This is a genomic window from Acidicapsa ligni (assembly GCF_025685655.1).
Lineage (GTDB): Bacteria > Acidobacteriota > Terriglobia > Terriglobales > Acidobacteriaceae > Acidicapsa > Acidicapsa ligni.
Genome location: NZ_JAGSYG010000001.1, coordinates 428352 through 446812, shown reverse-complemented (window position 1 = coordinate 446812; position 18461 = coordinate 428352). Strand labels below are relative to the sequence as shown.

General features: G+C 54.7%; 13 protein-coding genes. 5 read left to right on the top strand and 8 right to left on the bottom strand.

The features are described 5' to 3' along the window. The first annotated feature begins 328 nt into the window (after positions 1 to 328). Positions 329 to 4078: a carboxypeptidase-like regulatory domain-containing protein gene (locus tag OHL19_RS01750; protein WP_263355859.1), complete on the top strand. Its 3750-nt coding sequence runs from the start codon at positions 329 to 331 to the stop codon at positions 4076 to 4078. Between the two features lie 386 nt (positions 4079 to 4464). On the opposite strand, the gene OHL19_RS01745 is transcribed toward OHL19_RS01750, so the two are convergent. From OHL19_RS01745 to OHL19_RS01725, 5 genes are all read right to left on the bottom strand, one after another. Then, positions 4465 to 6153 (bottom strand): FG-GAP repeat domain-containing protein, encoded by a 1689-nt coding sequence (locus OHL19_RS01745; protein ID WP_263355858.1) that lies wholly within the window; start codon positions 6151 to 6153, stop codon positions 4465 to 4467. A gap of 360 nt (positions 6154 to 6513) precedes the next feature. Continuing rightward, entirely contained in the window at positions 6514 to 7416 is a 903-nt protein-coding gene (gene accD / locus OHL19_RS01740) for an acetyl-CoA carboxylase, carboxyltransferase subunit beta (RefSeq protein ID WP_263355857.1), read from the bottom strand. Between the two features lie 127 nt (positions 7417 to 7543). Next, positions 7544 to 8803, bottom strand: a complete 1260-nt coding sequence (locus OHL19_RS01735) for a S1 family peptidase (RefSeq protein ID WP_263355856.1) — start codon at positions 8801 to 8803, stop codon at positions 7544 to 7546. After that, on the bottom strand, positions 8800 to 9873 hold the full coding sequence (locus OHL19_RS01730; RefSeq protein ID WP_263355855.1) for a hypothetical protein: 1074 nt from the start codon (positions 9871 to 9873) through the stop codon (positions 8800 to 8802). Before OHL19_RS01730 ends, OHL19_RS01735 begins: the two co-directional genes overlap by 4 nt. Then, on the bottom strand, positions 9864 to 10718 hold the full coding sequence (locus tag OHL19_RS01725; protein WP_263355854.1) for a hypothetical protein: 855 nt from the start codon (positions 10716 to 10718) through the stop codon (positions 9864 to 9866). The genes OHL19_RS01730 and OHL19_RS01725 overlap by 10 nt, the downstream gene beginning before the upstream one ends. A 441-nt stretch (positions 10719 to 11159) precedes the next feature. Between OHL19_RS01725 and OHL19_RS01720 the strand changes: the two genes are divergently transcribed. From OHL19_RS01720 to OHL19_RS01705, 4 genes are all read left to right on the top strand, one after another. Then, on the top strand, positions 11160 to 11468 hold the full coding sequence (locus OHL19_RS01720) for a hypothetical protein (RefSeq protein ID WP_263355853.1): 309 nt from the start codon (positions 11160 to 11162) through the stop codon (positions 11466 to 11468). A 102-nt stretch (positions 11469 to 11570) separates the two neighbouring features. Further along, the gene (locus OHL19_RS01715) at positions 11571 to 12596 is read left to right on the top strand and encodes a radical SAM protein (RefSeq protein ID WP_263355852.1); all 1026 of its coding nucleotides are present in this window, start codon (positions 11571 to 11573) and stop codon (positions 12594 to 12596) included. 41 nt (positions 12597 to 12637) lie between these two features. Continuing rightward, positions 12638 to 13360, top strand: a complete 723-nt coding sequence (locus OHL19_RS01710; RefSeq protein WP_263355851.1) for a class II aldolase/adducin family protein — start codon at positions 12638 to 12640, stop codon at positions 13358 to 13360. 341 nt (positions 13361 to 13701) lie between these two features. Continuing rightward, complete coding sequence (locus OHL19_RS01705) at positions 13702 to 15822, top strand: hypothetical protein (protein ID WP_263355850.1); 2121 nt, start codon at positions 13702 to 13704, stop codon at positions 15820 to 15822. A gap of 229 nt (positions 15823 to 16051) precedes the next feature. Here the strand turns inward: OHL19_RS01705 and cobO are convergent, their stop codons facing one another. The 3 genes from cobO to rsfS all read right to left on the bottom strand — a co-directional run bounded on the left by cobO (position 16052) and on the right by rsfS (position 18175). Then, positions 16052 to 16600 (bottom strand): cob(I)yrinic acid a,c-diamide adenosyltransferase, encoded by a 549-nt coding sequence (gene cobO / locus OHL19_RS01700; protein WP_263355849.1) that lies wholly within the window; start codon positions 16598 to 16600, stop codon positions 16052 to 16054. 76 nt (positions 16601 to 16676) lie between these two features. Then, positions 16677 to 17135: a 23S rRNA (pseudouridine(1915)-N(3))-methyltransferase RlmH gene (locus OHL19_RS01695; protein WP_263355848.1), complete on the bottom strand. Its 459-nt coding sequence runs from the start codon at positions 17133 to 17135 to the stop codon at positions 16677 to 16679. 137 nt (positions 17136 to 17272) lie between these two features. Further along, complete coding sequence (rsfS, locus tag OHL19_RS01690) at positions 17273 to 18175, bottom strand: ribosome silencing factor (RefSeq protein WP_263355847.1); 903 nt, start codon at positions 18173 to 18175, stop codon at positions 17273 to 17275. Positions 18176 to 18461: the final 286 nt, after the last annotated feature.

Sequence of the window (18461 nt, the reverse complement as noted above, 5' to 3'; positions counted from 1 at the left end):
TTGTATTCGGGGGCTGGCTGGGCGGCGGGAGTTGCCTGGCGGAGAACGGGAAGCATACTTTTAGGCTTCGTGGATGATTTTCTATGTTTATCCATAGATATATATATGTTTTTGCATTCTTTCGTTTATTTGTCGTGAACGTTTTGCAGAGAATTGATCAAGATCGAGAAGAAATGACTAGTTTTTTGTGCTTTTTACATAACAAGTTTCTTTTGCACTGGTTTGGCCTTTGAGTTGCAACAGGTTTTGCACACTGAAGACAAATCTCGCTCTTGCTTTGGTGCACTTTGCGATGCCACTTTTAAAGCTCCATAGGAGACTGCAAACGATGCGACATGTTTTTGCCAAGCTGATGCTGTTGGCTGTATTTCTTTCACTTCCCTCGTTGCTCTTGGCTCAAGACTTTGCGTCTTTGACTGGGGTGGTTACGGATACTTCGGGAGCGGTTGTCCCGGGCGTGAACGTTGAACTGATAAGCACCGCAACGAATACGACGTTCAGGGCCACGACGAATGGAGCTGGCTCTTATACGATTGCGAACGTGACTCCGGGTCCGGGGTACAAGGTTACATTTTCGCGGGACGGCTTCCGCTCGGTTGTGATCTCCGGCCTGTACATGAACGTAGACGCGACGCGTACGCAAAATGCAAAACTGCCGATCGGCAACGCGATGCAGACGGTAGAAGTATCCGCTTCAAATCAAGAGGTGACGCTGGATACGACTGACGCGACGATTGGTAACAACTTTCAAGTTCAATTTCTGAACGATTTGCCAATTCAGAACAGAGATAGTCCCGCTGCCCTTTTCACGCAGCAGCCGGGCGTCACGCTGGATGGCGCAGTTACGGGCGCGCGCGTAGATCAGAACAACGTCACGTTGGACGGCCTGGATGTCAATGACAATGCGACTGGTAACTTTGGAGCCATCGTTGGCAATGCCCCAGTTGACTCTGTACAGGAATTCCGCGGCGTAACTGCCGGCGCGCTGTCTGGTGCCGGTGCGGGTGGCGGCGGTCAGTTTGAGCTTGTGACACGCAGCGGTACGAACCAGTTCCATGGCGCATTGGTCGAGTACCATCGCGATACCGATCTGGAAGCCAATAACTGGTTCAACAATAACAATGGTGTAGCGCGTCCCCCACTCATCCGCAACCAGTTCGGCGGGAATGTCGGCGGACCTATTCTCAGAAACAGATTGTTCTTCTTCTTTGACTACAACGGCCGACGGGATACACTCAGCAACCTGGTTGAACAGACGGTTCCGCTTGACTCTTTCCGCGACGGTAACGTGTCGTATGTAAACACTACGGGCGGCATCAGCGTTGCGAACTCAACGGGGCTTGATCCGCAAAAAAAGGGATTTAATGCCAATATCCTTAGCCTGCTGAATACGCGATACCCACACGCAAACGATCTCACTGGCCAGTACGGCGATCACGTTAACACGGCAGGGTTTCGTTTTAATGCGCCCTTTCCTCTCAAGGAAGATGATTACGTCCAAAAGGTCGACTACACCATCAACAGCAAGATGAGGGTTTTTGGCCGCGGCACCTTCACGAAAACGAACGCCACACAGAATCCAATTCAATTTCCCGGCGATCCAGAAACGTTTCCTTTTCTCGATCAGAGCTATAGCTGGGTAGCGGGACATACCTGGACGATCAAAAACAATATGGTCAACCAGGCATCTTATGGCGAGACGTTCGAAAATTACGACTTCCCAGATACGTTCAACCCGAACGGTGCGACGCAATATACCGGCTTCGGTGGAACCGGCTCGGGCGGAAGTTTCATGTCAACTCCTTATGCGAGCGCAATTAATGCACAAGGGCGCACCTATCCCATTCCGATCATCAGGGACGACTTCACGTGGGAAAAAGGCAGACACAGCATCGCAATCGGTGGGACTTTTAAATGGGATACCCCCGACTCGTACTCGATCCTCAACTACGACAGTCCATCCATCGGCCTGGGCGGATTCACTACCGCTCTGACAGATTCGTTGCGGCCTTCGGATATTGATCCAGGCTCCACGCAAATTTATGACAGCGCTTATGCGTTCGCCCTTGCACCCTTCACCGCGGTTAGCAGCACTTTCAACTACAACAACAAAGGGGCAGTGCAACCGCAGGGCAGTGGCCAAGACCTGAAGTATCGCTATTACGAGACTGAGGTTTATGTCGGAGATACCTGGAAGATCACTCCTTCGCTCACCTTGTCTTATGGACTTCGCTACCAGAACTTCACTGTGCCGTATGAAGTGAATGGCCTTGAGTCCAGGGGTACCTTCCAGACGCTGTCTCCGAACGCCGGCTTCGATCAGTACTTTGCACTGCGGAATGCGCAAAGTGCATCCGGACTATCCGGCAACAGCAGTCTTCCATTTATGCAGTATGGGCTGGCTGGCAAAGCCAACAATGCTGCTGGTTATTACCAACCCAACAACAAGAATTTCGCGCCGCGTTTTGCCTTTGCGTACAGCCCAAGTTTCGACCGCAAGACTGTATTTAACGGTGGCGCTGGCATTCTCTACGATCACACCGTTATCAATGCTATCCAGTATCAGCAGTCGCAGAACTCCTACCTGTTCCAATCTTCCAATACGGTTCAATACGGCATTGCCGGCGATGCCGTTGGTTCTCTCCTGCAAGATCAGAGATTTGGCAGCCTGACCACTCCGGCACCGCCACCAGTGGCTCCGACTATTCAAAACCCATTGGTTCCTTATGTGGACAGCACTGGAGCTCCGTTTGGTTTGGCCAACGGACTGGGCAACAGAACCATCGATGCCAACCTGAAGACCCCGTATTCAATTCAGTACAACTTTGGATTCCAGCATGAATTTCCGCAGGGATACATTCTGAAGGCAAGCTACGTAGGTCGCATGGGCAGGCGCCTGGTTGCACAGGCGGATGCCAGCCAATTGATCGACTTTCCCGATAACACAGGTAAATCGAATCAGAAGCTATCAACGGCGATGGCCAACGTGACGCAGCAATTGCGTAACCATGCAAACGCTGGTGCGTTGCAGGCTATTTACGGCGTTACCCCGCAACCATGGTTTGAAAATCAGTTCCCCGGATTTGCGGCCGAGGTCAATGCGGTGAACGCTCAGAATGGCGTCACCACCAATTTAACCAATAGCGCGCAAGCGGTTGCTTATGAGGCTTATCCTTATCCTCAGCGTGGAGATTTTGCCGATGCCGTGTACCTGCTTTCGGCAATCGGGGTTCTTCCTCCAAACGTCGGCTTAGCTTCTCAATTTGCTGTCAACGGCGTTTACACCAACAAGGGATTCTCAAGCTACAACGGTATGCTTGTGTCGCTGCATAAGAATGCGGGCTACGGTTTGCAATTTGACCTCAACTATACGTGGTCGCATTCCATCGACAATACTTCGTTCACTGCCAATTCACCTGCAGGCGGATTGACCGTTGGTTACCTATGCGACGTGAACAGGCCTCGGGAATGCCGTGGAAACTCTGACTTTGACGTTTCCAACTACCTCAACGGAAACTTTATCTACGCTCTTCCCTTTGGGCGCGGAAGGGCCATTGGCGCAACCGTGCCATGGTGGCTCAACGAGGCCGTTGGAGGATGGGCTGTAAGTGGTCTGCCGAGCTGGCATACAGGAAATGCCTATAACATTTCTTCCAATGCCTTTGTTGCTGGCTTCTCGTCCATTGCACCTGCAACCCTCGTTGGCCCCAGCGGACTGCTTAAGGCACACGTTGGGCGCGGCTCAAACAACTCCGTGAATGCTTACGCTGACCCGACTGCGGCCCTGGACGCGTATGTTGGTCCGTTGGGCTTCAACATCGGCAGCCGTAATAACCTGCGGGGACCTGGATACTTCAACATCGATCTGGGACTTGCCAAAACCTTCCCGATCTGGGAAGACAAGGTCAACCTGAAGTTCCGCGCGGATGCCTTCAATGCCACCAACCATCCGAGCTTCAGTATTCCTGAAGAGAACGGCCTGGATATTACCGAGGCGGCTGGTGTTCCCTTCGGAACGATCAACAGCACTGCCAGCACGGCGCGTGTTATGCAACTTGCGCTGCGGTTGGAGTTCTAATCTCTTCTTAACCCGCAACAGGTGTTTTTACTGCAAAAGGGGCGCCCTATGGGTGCCCCTTTTGTTGTGTTGTTGTGTTGGATTTGCGGTTTAGGTGTGGCGATCTACTGTAGGATTGGCGTGCAGTTTTTTTGTCTCCGCAATTCAAAACTTTTTTTGAAAAGTGTAAATTGCTGGAGAAGCAAATCCTCCGCTACGCGAAGGATGACAGAAAGAAAAGCTGGGGATGGCATGGCTTTGGGAATTACACCGTATTAGTTATGAACGGTCAGAAACAGAGCACTAGAAATAGATCTTTTGCTACGCTCAGGATGCAAATTCATACCGCGAATTTCTGACTCCGAGCATCGGACGTTTTCGCAATTTGTTGGGCGTTCTGGGATGGCCTAACGGCTTAGCAGGACATCGATAACTCCACTTCCAGAGCTTGGGATAATGATGTCTGCTTTGTGGTCTCCATTCAGATCGGCAGCGGCGGGTTGAACCGGTTGGCTGCTGGTAGGGAAAAATTTGGCTCGTTGGAAGGCTCCATCGCCTTTGCCGTACAGGACGGCAACAGTGTTGTCGTTCTGATTGGTGATCACTAGATCCTGGAAGCCATCCCCATTCGTATCGGCGGAGGTGATGCCTTTGGGGTTGGAGCCTACAGAGTAGAGGACCTGTGGAGCGAATGTGCCGTCGCCACCGCCGAGAAGAACGCTGACGTTATTGCTCCGATCATTGATAACTGCGATATCCATCTTGCCGTCGTGGTTGAAGTCCGCGACGACTGGTTCGATGGGGCCGTCACCGACGGAGAGCTTGACTTGAGGAGTCAGTGTGCCGTTACCTGGGTCAAGAAGCACGCTGACGGTGTTTTCCGCTTCGTTGGCGACAACTATGTCAGGAAATCCATCGCTGTTCAGGTCGCCTGCGGCCTCCAGAACAGGACCGTTACCTACACGAAAATATTTAGGATTCTCAAATCCGCCATCGCCTCGCCCTATTAATACTGTGACGTTGTTGTTGGGGCGGCTGGTAGAGATCAGGTCAGGGTGACCGTCCTTATTGAGGTCGGCGATGATGACCTGGGTTGTGCCGGTGGATGCGACAACGTTTCTCTGAGGTTCAAAGGTTCCATCTCCATTGCCCATGAAAACGCTAATGGAAGGGCCGAAGTAATTGCTTATGACAACGTCGAGTTTGCCATCGCCGTCGAGGTCCGCTATCGCGACGGCATCGGGAAAGCCTCCGGTAGGATATTCCTTCTGCGATCCGAAACGACCATTGCCCTGGCCGAGCAAAATGCTCATGGAGTTACTACCGGCATTTGTGGTAACAACGTCGAGTTTGCCGTCATGGTCGAAGTCACCAAGAGCTATACCGCCGGGGCCTTTGCCGACTGAGAAGTGTCCTGCGCTGGTAAAGATATCCGAACGTGAAACCGGCCGTTGTTGCTGCTGGTCTTGCTGTTTGCGGGCTTCTCCCTGTGGGGCATTGCAGCTATGAATAACGGAGGCAATGGCCGGATCGTGCAGGTTGATGCGCACTGCGGCGTTGCCGCCGTTGGTACCGAAGCCGACCAGGAGTGTACCGGAAGACTTCGCGAGCTTGATCGGCACACTGAAACCGACGTTATGGTTATCCACGTAAGGGACGGTCATGCCCTGGACTGGATCCTGATCGAAGCTATAGCGGAGGGGAACCTTGCTGAAGCCTGCGGTATTGGTTTCAATTCCGGGCTGATCCGGGCCACCGAATGGATCGGCAATATCGGGCGTCTTGTTGTGGGTAGGGCCTACAGAGAGACGACCAACAGAGACTCCTGAAAGAGTGATTGTGAAGCCAATAACGGTTTCTACCGACCCCAGAAACATACCCAGAAGACCCAAATTTGAATCCTGCGTACAAACGAGACTGACTTTGACCCGTCCGGCACCACCCGCCAGACTATTGAAAGAAGAATCCGCTCCTGGGGCTCCATTGAAGGGATCGGGAGTAGTGTGAAACCCGGAGACAGAAGTGACTTGCTGGGCAACAGCGGTTGAAGCGAATTGGAGATTTGCGATGATCGCTGCAACACAGATCCGCCGCAAGCAGAGATGCCAGGATATCGGAATAACCACTATGATCCTCTCAATTCAATAAATCGACAGCGATCTGCCGAACAAGACGGGGATTGTTACATATGATACCGGCGATAAATGACGCTTCAATGAAGAAGCGGCTGAGATATCTGTAGTGGAAGATTACTAAAGGGTATTCACCGAAGGCGCTTCAAAGGTGGTCATAGCCTTACGGGAATCAGGCGTGAATATATTCCCTGCGATAGCGAAACGGGGCGAGTGCGAAGTAAGGTGAACGCTTCCCAAGCCTTATCTACCCGGGACGACCAAGTCCACAAGTAGCGTGGGATTTGTTTGACTTGCCTGGAATGGCAATCATTTCGATAAGGCTTATTTGGTGGTCATGAAGTCGAGGGCGCGGATCAGGTAGGGTTTCAGTTCGCCACGGGGGACTACGGCGTCGAGGAAGCCGTGTTCGAGCAGGAATTCGCTGCGCTGGAAGCCTTCGGGGAGTTTCTGGCGGATGGTTTGCTCGATGACTCTTGGGCCTGCGAAGCCGATCAGAGCGCCGGGCTCTGCGATGTTCAGATCGCCGAGCATGGCGAAGCTTGCCGTGATGCCGCCGGTGGTGGGGTCGGTCAGGAGGCAGATGTAGGGGATGGCTGCTTCATCGAGCTGGGCGAGGCCGGTGGCGATCTTGGCGAGCTGCATCAGGCTTACAACGCCCTCCATCATGCGCGCGCCGCCGCTGGCGCTGACGATGATGAGTGGATGACGGGTGGCGAGGGAGCGGTCGATGGCTCGGGCGATGGTTTCGCCGACGACTGCGCCCATGCTGCCGCCAATGAAGGTGTACTCCATTGCGCTGAGGACTACGTCGTGGGGGCCGAGTTTGCCGAGTGCAGTGAGGATGGCGTCGTCAAGGCCGGTTTGTTTCTGGGCGGCAGCGAGACGCTGTTTGTAGGGCTTGATGTCGGTGAAGTTGAGTGGATCGGTGGAGCGCAGGCCGCCGTCGACGAGGGTGTAGCCGGGGTCGAGGAGGAGCTCAATGCGCTGACGGGCGCCGATCTTGAAGTGATAGCCGCACTTGGGGCAGACGTTGGTGTTGGCCTCGAGCTCGGCCTTGAAGAGGATGGTGCGGCAACTGGGGCACTTGATCCAGAGGCCCTCGGTTTTGACGCGGGTGGGCTCACCGTCGTCGGAGACTGGGGCAAATGTGGATTCCGCGCCGAAGTCGGAATTGGGATCGCCGTTGGGCTCGATATTCGCGTCTGCTCGTTTGAACCAGGACATAACGACTCATTGTAAATGGAGCGGTTGATGGCTGGCATTGAAGCGGCTGTCTTTTGCGTTTGGGAAACGTTGGGCTGAGTGCAAGGGTGCAGCGCAAGGATTCAGTTCCGGAGGTCTGTTCAGGAGTTCAGTGGTGCGGTACGAGTGGTTTGAGGGAAATGGTGATGGCGTCGAGTTTGAGGGGCTGGCCGAAGTTTGGGTTGCGCATGGAGGACTGCCAGTAGGTATTGTTGGAGTCTTTTAACATGCCCTGGGCGCTGCTGCCGGTGAGCGAGAGTATGCCGAGCGTCATATCGGAATCTCCCTGGCGATCTGTCTCCGCGAAACGAACGAGCAGCGTGGGCTGGCCGCGGACGCCGTACTTTGAGGGGGCTGGGCAGGAGGTAATGTGCATGAAGATTTTGGCGGTAGGCCAGGTGGGCGGGAATGAGAGAACGTCTTCGAAGCAATCGGCTGCTCGGCCTTCGATGGAGTAGTGGTGGAGATGCGGGAGAGCGCCGAGGGTGGTTTCGCAGCCGTCATCACAGGGGCTTGAGGCTTGATCGCCCTTCTGGTTACTTCGCGGTCTTGTGGGATTGCCTGGAGTAATCACTGGAGGCGGTATGACTACGGCTCCTGCTTTGGGAACCTTGTATTCCAAGGCTTCGAGTACTTGCAGGGCTGAGTCGATTTTGTCGGCGACGGCATAGCTTCCTTCGCCATTCAGGGCGGTGTGCATGCCGATGATTTCCTGGTAGTCGTCGAATATGGGTCCGCCAGAGAATCCTTCGCCTACGGAGACGTTGGAGTACTCAAACTTTTGGGGATCGCCGTCGTGATTGAGGCGAGTGATGTTGTTGGGGACGATGACCCAGTCGCCGTTCACGCTGTAGATGTGCTGGGTGGGCAGGAGGGTGTTGTTTGCGGCGAAGTTGAAGGTGGGGATATCCTCTGGGATCTTGAATGTGGGCGAGGCGTCTACTTCGAGAACGGCGAGATCGAGCGCTGTGCTGTGTTTGGGCAGCTTGCGGGCGGGAATGGGTTTGGTCTGGTCGGAGTAGAAGAGGACGGAGACGGATTTAGCATCCTGCACGACGTGGAGTGCGGTGAGGATGAAGATGGATTGGGGTGAAGACGAGATCACGATGCCTGTGCCGACTTCTTTGGCGTCCTTGACGGCGAGAACGCGGACGACGCCGAGCTTCAGGTGCTCGATACGCTGCTGCATTGCCTGCTGATATTGCACGACCTGCGGGGGCATGCTTTGTTGTGGTTGGGCTGCGGCGCGGGCTGTGGAAGAAGCGGTGACGAGGGGCAACATGGCTATCAACACGGCGCTCGACATAGCCCTCGACATGGCCATTGCGGCTTTTAAAAAGCTATCGATAGCGGGTGGCGTATTTTTCATGATTTGACGACCTTCTTCCGTTTCTTTTTTCGTTTGTTATCGCGCCAGAATTCATGGGCGGCGACATATCCGGCGGCGATGGTTCCGAGCCCGGCCAGCAGGGTTCCGGCAGCGGTGATGAAGGTACTGAAACTGTGGGGCCGATAAGAGGTAAAGCGAGATTCACTTTCCTCGACCTGTCCCTCGCCCATCCGGATGACGATGTGTTTCGCGGCACCGGCGATATCCAGGTTGAGAGAGGGCGTGTCGGGATTGAAGCGGAGTTGTTTAATCGATGCCTGGCGAAGATCGCGCAGGTTGAAGCCGTCGGTGAGGGGAATGATGCGGTTGGAGCGGATGAGCTGGAGAGTGCTGCGTGGCCTGAAGGGCGAGGCGCTTGAAGATGGGATGTCGCCCTGAAGAAGCAGGCTTGAGGCATCGGCTAAGGGGATGTCCAACTCGGGGTCGGGACCCGCAATCATTGGAGCGGCCTGGGTTGGAACAGACTGGACTGGAGCGGCGAAGTGTGCGGCGAATTCGAGAATGCTGCCGGGATCGGTGGCTTGAATCCGCCATTCTCCGTTGCGATTTTTGGGCTGCTCGGGGGCACATGCGAGGCCGTCGAGATTGCTGTGAGCGTCGATTGCGATGGTCAGGTATGGATCTGCTATTTGCGCGGGCGGCGATAGGGTGTAGCGAAGTACGCCTTTGTTTTCTACTTCGAGAGCAATTCGCAACTGCTGCGGCATGGCCATTCGCAGCAGCTTTACTGCGCTGAAGGTTGTGTTGGCGACGCAGTTGAGTTTCTCGCCGTCGTCCGATGTGAGTGTCGTGGGGCTGATGAGAACGAGACCGATGTGAGATGTATCCGAGTTGAAGATACCTGCGCTGTCTGAAGCGTTGCCTACTGTGAATGTGAGGCTGCGAACTGTGGCGCTTGCGGTGAAGAGTGTGGGTGCAGCCTGGACGAGATATGCGATCCCAAATACAACGCAGATGAGGAAGGCGAGACAGGCAGCAGCCAGATACCATCCTCTATGCCGAGCCATGCGTAAGGCCAATAGCCGCCAGCGATGCGGGTTTACTGGCATAACGGCTCATGGTCGAAGTGGAAGGTGGCAGTCAATACTTCGTCGGAATCGTGATAGTGACCCTCGACATGCACGGTGACTGGTCCTTTGGAAAAGGAAGAGGCATTGATAGGAAGGTTGACCAGACTGCCGGTTTCGATGGGGGATTGTGTGGCGGGTTTGAGGGCATCGCAGGCGTGGAGATCGTTGCGGTAATAGCAGGTGATGTCGGGACTTCCGACGGGATGAATGCGATAGGAAAGGCTGTCGAGCGTGTTCTGTTGGATACGGAGGGTGAGGGTGTAGTAGTGAATGTTTGCCGGCGCTCCGCCGGTATTGGAGAAGTATGCGGGGGTAACGTTTTCTGCGTACTCGTTGTCTTCTCCGATATGAATCACGACGCCCAGTTTGTTGGGGTCGATGTTATTCAGTTGAATTACGGGCTTGCTGGGCCACGCGAAGGTTATCCATTGATTGCTGGTTTTGTTTGCATCGGCTTTCGGCGCCTGGGCGGCCTTCATGAGGTAGTTCACGTGGCCGGTGAGTTGGCGGACCTCGATGAATGCGGCGTCGTTCTTTTTGGGATTGGTGCTCTCAGCGGGGCGGCAATATTGGATGTGGAGGTCGGTTGGAAGTTCGGAGAACGGTTTGGCAGCGGGCTGGGTAGTGAAAGCGAGGAAGGCGAGAACGTCGTATTCGCGGCGGGCGTTGGGTTGATCGAGAAGACCTTCGTAGCGCGGAGGGCCGGATTTTTCATTTAACTTGAGCCACGCGGGGGTCTGCGCGATCGCTGTGCGCGGGATAGCGCAAAGTAAGGGCAACAGCGCGAGATAACGCAGTTTGCAAATCGTGGCGTGGTGAAGCATGGGGCGGATTATAAATTAGCTCTTTATGGTTTTCTAGCTTGATTTCAGGAGGGGTTTTGTTGGTTGGTGGTTTGGTTGGTGGCAAGAAATTTATGGGGGATGATTGGTGAGAAAGGACGGGGTTGACAGCAGATTCCTTTCGGGAATGATAGATAGAAAGGCGAGGGCAAGGGCTAACAGCAGATTCCCTGCGGGAATGACAGACAGAAAGGCAAGGGCAACTGCAAAGGCATCTGCAGCGGCGGGGCTGGGGTTGGTTTAGTGGGTGGGTGTTTCAAATTGTACGCTAGGTTTTGGGGATGCGAGTAGAATCTGGGCAGGCGGTTAGGGATCTTGAGGCGGAATGCTGCTACAAGTCGCGCTCTCAGGGATAGGACTTCCCATGGTTATACGATTGGCGGCCGTGCGCTTATTCTATTTTCGATTCTGCTGATTTTTATCATGCCGTGGACTGAGTATTTTTGCCACTTTGATAATTTCCCTAATAGCAGCGAGGATTTTGAGTTTGGAATGCTGGCGCTGGTGACGGTTGTCGGCCTGGTGCTGGTGCTCTTACAGCAGAGCAAGAACGATGTTGCTGCGATTCTTGGACTGCGGCGATGGCTGCCTTCCATTCTTAACAAAGTGGCTGCTGTGCTGACGGAGCGGTTGTGCGCTCGCGGAGATTTGCGCCGCTTAATTGGTACATTTCTGTCCCCGCCAGGACTTGATGCCGGAGTGCGTACATACAACATACCTATTCGTATTTAAGTGGCGTTCTCCGTGGAAGTTTTCGGCGTTGCTTCCTTTTGAGCCGCGCGAGAATCCCATGTAGTACATGGATCGTGTAGGCGATCCGGTGTCGGAGAGATCATGAAAACATCTGAAGTTGTCCAGGCCTGGGCGTCGATTTTATCGGGACGCGCACCGTCGCTTTCGATTGAGATTACCAAAGAATGTCCACTACGATGCCCCGGCTGTTACGCTTTCGATGCTGCTCATCTGGGTGGATCGACGCAACTGCGTCAGCTATCGGATTTTAAAGGCGATGAGCTGGTGGCAAAGGTGCTTGCGGTGGTCGATGAACATAGGCCGCTGCATGTGTCGCTGGTGGGGGGAGATCCGCTGGTGCGATATCGCGAGTTGGAGCTGCTGCTGCCGGAGATGGATAAGCGGGGAATTCATACGCAGATTGTGACGAGCGCGTTTCGCGAGATACCGGCGGCGTGGCAGAAGTACAAGAAGTTGAATGTCGTGGTGTCGATCGATGGATTGCAGCCGGAGCATGATGAGAGACGTAAGCCGGCTACTTATGAGCGGATTCTGAAGAATATACAGGGGGCGAAGGTTACGATTCATTGCACGATTACTTCGCAGATTGTTGAACGCCCTGGCTATCTGAATGAATTTCTTCATTTTTGGAGCAGCAGGCCGGAGATTCAAAAGGTGTGGTTCAGTATTTTTACTCCGCAGTTGGGCGCGACGGATGCGGAGATTCTTACACCTGCGCAGCGGGCAAGGGTGATTGCGGAACTGAGGCTGCTGCGGGTGGCATATCCTGTATTGGACATGCCCGAAGTCGTGATCGATGAAATTGCATCTCCTCCAAAGAGCCCGGAGGAATGTATCTTTGCACGAACGACGGAAACGATTTCAGCGGACCTGACTACGCAGATTACGCCGTGCCAGTTTGGGGGCACGCCGGATTGCGAGCAGTGTGGATGCATAGCTTCAATGGGGTTGGCGGCGGTAGGGCATCATAAGGTACTTGGACGATTGACGGCAGGACATCTTTTTCTGGCTTCGGACAGGATCGGTAAAGGCTGGCGCAGGCTGCAGGGGTTTGTTTCTCCGAAGCCGATGTTGCATGCGGAGCAGACACCGTTCAAGATTCTGTAACGAAATCCTGAGGACGCAAGCAACGTGAGGGGAGCGACATTTTGGTAGAGTTTGCATTCCAGCCGGAAGAAGAACTAAGGCGAGAACTGGCGCGATTCAGCAGGTGGCTTGGGCGGCTTGGATTTACGCCGGGGACATCGGGGAACCTGTCGGTCCGGCTGGATCGGCATCGGTTGCTGGTAACGCCTACGGGGATGAGTAAGGCGTTGCTGAAGGCTTCCGACATGGTGATTGTGGACATGCACGGCGGCCTGCTCGAAGGAACGCGGAAGGTGACGAGCGAGATCAGTATGCATCTCGCCGTCTACCATCGGCGCGCGGATGTGGGAGCGGTGGTTCATTCGCATCCGCCGATCGCTACGGCTTTTGCCTGTTCGGGACGAGCGCTGGACGAGATGCTTTGCCAGGAAGCGGTGATGACGCTGGGGGTTGTTCCGCTGGCTAGTTATGCGACTACGGGGACGGATGAGGTGGCTGCGAGCCTGGTGCCGCATATCCTGGGGCATGACGCGATTTTGATGGCGAATCATGGCGTGGTTAGTTATGGCGAAACGCTGACGGATGCCTTTCTAAAGATGGAGACGGTGGAACACCTGGCGCAGGTGGCGCTGGTGGCACATCAGCTTGGGTCCGCGCAGCCGCTTGAGGTGGAGCAGGTGGAACAGTTGCATGCGGCGCGGGCGAGGTATCTGCGGAATGCGGGGATTGCTATGGAGATTGAAGAGGCGGCTGAGGTTGAGGATCGGGCTGGGTTGGTTTTGTGAGAGGCTTTGGTTGGGAACAGCAGATTTTCTTTTGGGAATGACGGATAGAAGGGCAAGGCAAAGACAAGGGCAACTGCTAACAGCAGATTCCCTTCGGGAATGACAGACAGAAGGGCAAGGGCAACAGCAAAAGCAACTGCAACGGTTAGGGCAACTGCTTGGGCTCGGGCTGACAGTGGATTCTGGGTTAGAGCTTTGGGTGGTATTAGGTTAGATAGATTATTGCTGTAAATACTTTTGACTTATTTCCAATTACTTACGTCCATGTAATCAGGACTGGCTGCTGGTTTCTTAATGGTTGCCGGCATTGATCGAAACCGAGGTGTGGAATGCGATTCCGCATGTTTGCTCTTCTCTTTTGTGGCATTAGTGCGCTTGGACTAAGTGGATGTGGCATCGGGAGCCAGCCTCCAATTTCGCCGCCATCGAAACCTCTCTCGGTGTTATTCCTCGGTGCTCCGCCTACGTCGATGGCGGTGAAATCTTCTGCGACGTTTTCGGCTGGAGTGGTCAACGGAAACGGGACATCGCTGGTCTCGTGGTCGGTGACTTGCAGCAGCGCGGGGGCTTGCGGAAGTTTCGACACAAATCCTACGTTGAGCAGCAGCCCTGTTACTTATACTGCGCCATCGAACATTCCTGCGGGAACTACGGTGACGATTACTGCAACGGCTACGGAAGATACAACGAAATCTATTTCTGCGACGGTCACGATTGTCCCGCCTATTCCGATTGTTGTTTCTTTCTATGCTCCGATGCCTGCGTCGGTGGAAGCTGGTTCAACGATCACGTTGAGCGCGGCAATTGCCAACGATGTCTCTGCCAATCCGGAAGTGACGTGGGCAGTGAGTTGCGGCGGGGGGAGTTGTGGATCGTTCAATCCGACGAGCACTACGAGCGAAGCTCAGACTATGTATACGGCTCCGGCGACGGTTCCTGCCGGTGGCAGTGTAACTATAACTATCACTTCGATGACGGATACGACTAAGTCGGCTTCGGCGAATGTGGTGATTACTGCGCCGGGTCCAACGCTGGCGAATGGAAGTTATGTGTTCCAGCTATCGGGGCCGTCGGGGCTTCAGTCCTCATTTACGACTGGTGTTTTTGTGGCTAAGAATGGAGCTGTCACCGGCGGCGAGCAGGACTCTATCTTCTATAACAATGACTCGGATAATGGTGCTAGCTCCGATACACAAACTCAGCCGATTACGGGCGGGAGTTATGCTACGGCTCCGAGTGGCGCGTTGCTGATTAGTCTCAACCTTGGGGGGGCTACTGAAACGCTGAATGGGATGGTTACAGCGGGTTCGCAGGGGTTTGTCGGGCAGCTTTATGGTTCGCTGGGGGATGGAACGCTGGAGTTGCAGACGAGTGCTGCTGCGCCTGCGGGTGGGTATGCTGTGTCCACTTATGGCGTGGACAAGTTCGGCCAACCTGCGTCGATTGGCGGAGTGCTGAATGTGGATGGTGCTGGTGGAATTTCAGGGGCGGGCACGGAGCTGGATGTTCTGGATGGCGCGAGCGGCCAGTCAGGAAAAGCAACCCTGGCAGCCAGCACGGTATCTTCGCCGGATGCCTTTGGGCGAGTGGAGTTTCAATTGATGCCGGGTACTGCGTCTGTTCTGCAGTCGCTGTACCTGGTTGGATACGTGGTGGATGCTACGCATATCCGATTGCTGGAGACGGCGGGCGATCTCTTTCTTGGTGTGCAGGGAGGAGTTGCGCTGGGGCAGGGGAGTAGTACGGGTAAGTTCGGTAACAGTTCGCTGGCGGGAAACAGTTATGTGTTTGGGTTATCCGGCGAGGGGCAGAGTGGAACGCTGCAGGTTGCGGGTGTACTTACTGCGGATGCGAGTGGGGGAGTTACGGGCAAGCTTAATTGGAATGAACAGACGGGTAAGGCTGCGCAGGCTCCGATTGCATTTACCGGGAGTTATGCGATTGATGCCAATGGGCGAGTTACCTTGTCGAATTTAACGGATGGGAATACGTTCAATTACTCGCTGTGGCTGTATGCCGGGGCGGGCGGTGGATTGATTCTCTCGAACGATATGAACGATCAGTTAGCCGGAGAGGCGTTTCAGCAGCAGGCGGGTGGATTCAGTGCGGCTTCGCTGAGTGGGAGTTATGGATTGAATGCTGCCCAGGGGATCAATTCGACGCAATCTACGACTGCTTCGCAGGGGGTGGTGCTGGGGTCGTTTGCTTCGGTGGCAGGGAGTGGGTCGAATGCTTTGACGGGCTATGCGACTTTGAATAACAATCCGGCGGACTTTGGATTTTCAGGGGCATTTACGGCGGGTTCGGATGGGGTGTTTCCAGGAACGTTTACGGGGTTTAGTACGGCTGCTCCTGCGAGTGTGAATAGTTTTACTTTGTACATGGTGGATAGTACGCGGGGGTTGGTTATTGAGACGGATAATACGCAGCTTCTGTTGGGGAATTTTCAGTTGATGCCTTGAGTTTGGGGGGATTTGCTTTTGGTGTGGCGGATGGAGGGCTAACAGCAGATCCCTTCGGGAATGACAGACAGAACTGCAAGGGCAATGGCAACTACAACGGCAACGGAAGAAGCAGATTCCCTTCGGGAATGACAGACAGAACTGCAACTACAGCTACAAGGGCAACTACAACTGCAACTGCAGGGGCGACGGCGAACTTACTTAGTGCTTTTATAACTTACTGGCTGTCTTAGTATTCGATGCCGCGTTGGGCGAGGATGCCTTTTTGGTAGGCGTGTTTTACTTCGCGCATCTCGGTGACTGTGTCGGCTATCTCGATCAGGGTAGGGTGGGCGTTGCGGCCGGTCAGGATTACGTGGACCATTTCGGGGCGTTCGAGGAGGGTTTTGGCTACTTCTGCGGGGTCTAACATGCCGTAGCCTATGGCGTAGTTGATTTCGTCGAGGATGACCAAGTCCCATTCGCCGGAGAGTATGGCTGCTTTGGACTCTTCCCATGCTTCGTGAACCATCCTGAGGTCTTCGGGGTCGGTTTCGGCGCCGCCTACTTTGACGAATCCGCGGCCTAGTTGCTTGAGGATGAAGTTGTCGCCGAAGGAGTGGACGGCGTCGAGTTCACCGTAATGCCAGGAGCCTTTGAGGAACTGGAGCATGAGGACGCGCATGCCTACTCCGACGGCGCGGAGACCGGTGCCGAGGGCGGCGGTGGTTTTACCTTTGCCGGGGCCGGTGTTGATGAGGATGAGGCCTTTTCGGGATTCAGAATGGGAGTCGGTCATGGAGTTACTCCTTTTGAAAAATTGCTACCGCAGCGAGTTACAAAACAGAAGCGCTGAATTACTACCGTGAGTTGCTCTAGTGGCCGGAGTGGTAGGGGTGGCCAGAGAGGATTGTACAGGCGCGATAAAGTTGTTCGGCGAGGACTAGCCGGGCTAGTTCGTGGGGCAGGGTGATGGGGCCGAAGGAGAGTTTGAAATGGGCTTGCGCGAGAGCTGCATCGGACCAGCCGTCGGGTGGTCCGATGGCGAAGATGAGGTGCTGAGCGCCCTGGTCACGGCGGCTGCCCAACCAGTGAGCTAGTTCTGAGGAGGAAAGCTGCTTGCCCTGGCGGTCGAGAAGAATGGGCAGGGCGGGGACGCGCGTGTGCTGCTTGCCGAGCCAGGCGAGGAAGGCGGTTTCGGTGGGGAAGGCTTCCGACTGGATGGGATTGTAGGGGGCGATGCGGTCCAGATAAAGACGGGTGAGGGAATCGTAGCCGGATTTGGGGCCGGATTTTGCCTGTTTGGGGCCGATATGGGCGAGGGTTAGTTGCATGCCGGTGCATCCAGTGTAACGAGGGATGAGCACAAAGAGAGCGGGGGAAGGCCGATTGGCCTTCCCCGCTCTCTTTGTGACATCCAGCTTCAGCAATGCCTACATGGATTCGCTGTTGAGTGCTACTGGTGGTGTCCTCACTTTACTACTGGGGGCTTGGCTCCGAAGCTTATCGCCTTTGCGCCCTGGATCAGGGCTGGGGCCTTGGGGGCCAGAGCGGCTTTGGAGGCTGTCTTCTTGGCTGCTTTCTTAGCCGCTTGCTTTACGGGTGCGGCTTTCTTTACGGCTTTTGCCGGGGCCTTGGCTGGTGGTGCGGCCTTCGTTGCCTTGGTCGCTTTCTTAGCGACGACCTTCTTGGCCGGCGTTTTTGTTACTGCTTTTTTTACTGCGGGTGCTGTTTTTTTTGTCGCTGTGGCTGCTGCTTTTTTGGCTGCGGCTTTTGCTGGTTTGGCGCTCACTTTGGAATCTCCTTTAGCGATAGTGGTTTTGCTTGCAACCTTACTTGCAGGGGAGGATTTTTTGGCGCTCTTCTTGGATGCTGCTTTGACGGCAGCTTTGGTTGTAGCAGCTTTTGCAGGCGGCTTAGCAGATTTTTTAGCTGGGGCTGATTTTTTTGCCGGAGTAGATTTTTTGCGCACGGCAATGGTTTTTTCAGTGAGTGCGGACTTGAGTTCGGCTTCTAATTCGGCGGCGGTGAGGTTGCGTGCGGATTTGCGCAGGCGCTCGATGTCGTAGAAGGCGCGCTTCTCGGCGAGGAAGACATGGATGACGATGTCGACGTAGTCGAGGAGGATCCACTCGCCTTGACGGCGGCCTTCGACGGAGGTTGCGTAGAGGCCGAAGTCCTGCTTGAGACGGTATTCGATCTCGTCGGCGATGGCTACAACCTGGCGGTCGTTGGTGGCCGAGGTGATGAGGAAGAAATCGGCGAGGCCGGAGTCGGCGGGGTCGAGCTCTAGGATGCGGGTATCTTCGCCTTTTTTGTCTTCGCATGCGGCTACGGCGACGAGAAGCTGACGGCGGGTTTCCTGGCTTGCCATGTGTGGGTGAGTCTCCTGCGCCATGTTAAAGGGCCTTTTTATGGTAGCAGGTTAGTAAGTTGATCGGGTTTGTTGTTAGTGGATGGTTGGGTTCTGTTTGGGGATGTTGGTGAGGGGGACGGAGAACAGCAGATTCCCTTTGGGAATAATGGATGGAAAGGCTAGGCAGGGGCAAAGGCTAACAGCAGATTCCCTTCGGGAATGACAGCCAGAAAGGCAAGGGCAACTGCAAAGGCCAAGGCAACTGCAAAGGCAAGTGCAACTACAGAGACAACAGCCAGGGCAA

Excerpts from the sequence above, each read along its gene's own strand:
- OHL19_RS01750 (WP_263355859.1), top strand. The coding sequence starts at position 329 with ATGCGACATGTTTTTGCCAAGCTGATGCTGTTGGCTGTATTTCTTTCA.
- accD (WP_263355857.1), bottom strand. The coding sequence starts at position 7,416 with ATGTCCTGGTTCAAACGAGCAGACGCGAATATCGAGCCCAACGGCGAT.
- OHL19_RS01735 (WP_263355856.1), bottom strand. The coding sequence starts at position 8,803 with ATGAAAAATACGCCACCCGCTATCGATAGCTTTTTAAAAGCCGCAATG.
- OHL19_RS01730 (WP_263355855.1), bottom strand. The coding sequence starts at position 9,873 with ATGCCAGTAAACCCGCATCGCTGGCGGCTATTGGCCTTACGCATGGCT.
- OHL19_RS01725 (WP_263355854.1), bottom strand. The coding sequence starts at position 10,718 with ATGCTTCACCACGCCACGATTTGCAAACTGCGTTATCTCGCGCTGTTG.
- OHL19_RS01720 (WP_263355853.1), top strand. The coding sequence starts at position 11,160 with ATGCCGTGGACTGAGTATTTTTGCCACTTTGATAATTTCCCTAATAGC.
- OHL19_RS01715 (WP_263355852.1), top strand. The coding sequence starts at position 11,571 with ATGAAAACATCTGAAGTTGTCCAGGCCTGGGCGTCGATTTTATCGGGA.
- OHL19_RS01705 (WP_263355850.1), top strand. The coding sequence starts at position 13,702 with ATGTTTGCTCTTCTCTTTTGTGGCATTAGTGCGCTTGGACTAAGTGGA.
- cobO (WP_263355849.1), bottom strand. The coding sequence starts at position 16,600 with ATGACCGACTCCCATTCTGAATCCCGAAAAGGCCTCATCCTCATCAAC.
- OHL19_RS01695 (WP_263355848.1), bottom strand. The coding sequence starts at position 17,135 with ATGCAACTAACCCTCGCCCATATCGGCCCCAAACAGGCAAAATCCGGC.
- rsfS (WP_263355847.1), bottom strand. The coding sequence starts at position 18,175 with ATGGCAAGCCAGGAAACCCGCCGTCAGCTTCTCGTCGCCGTAGCCGCA.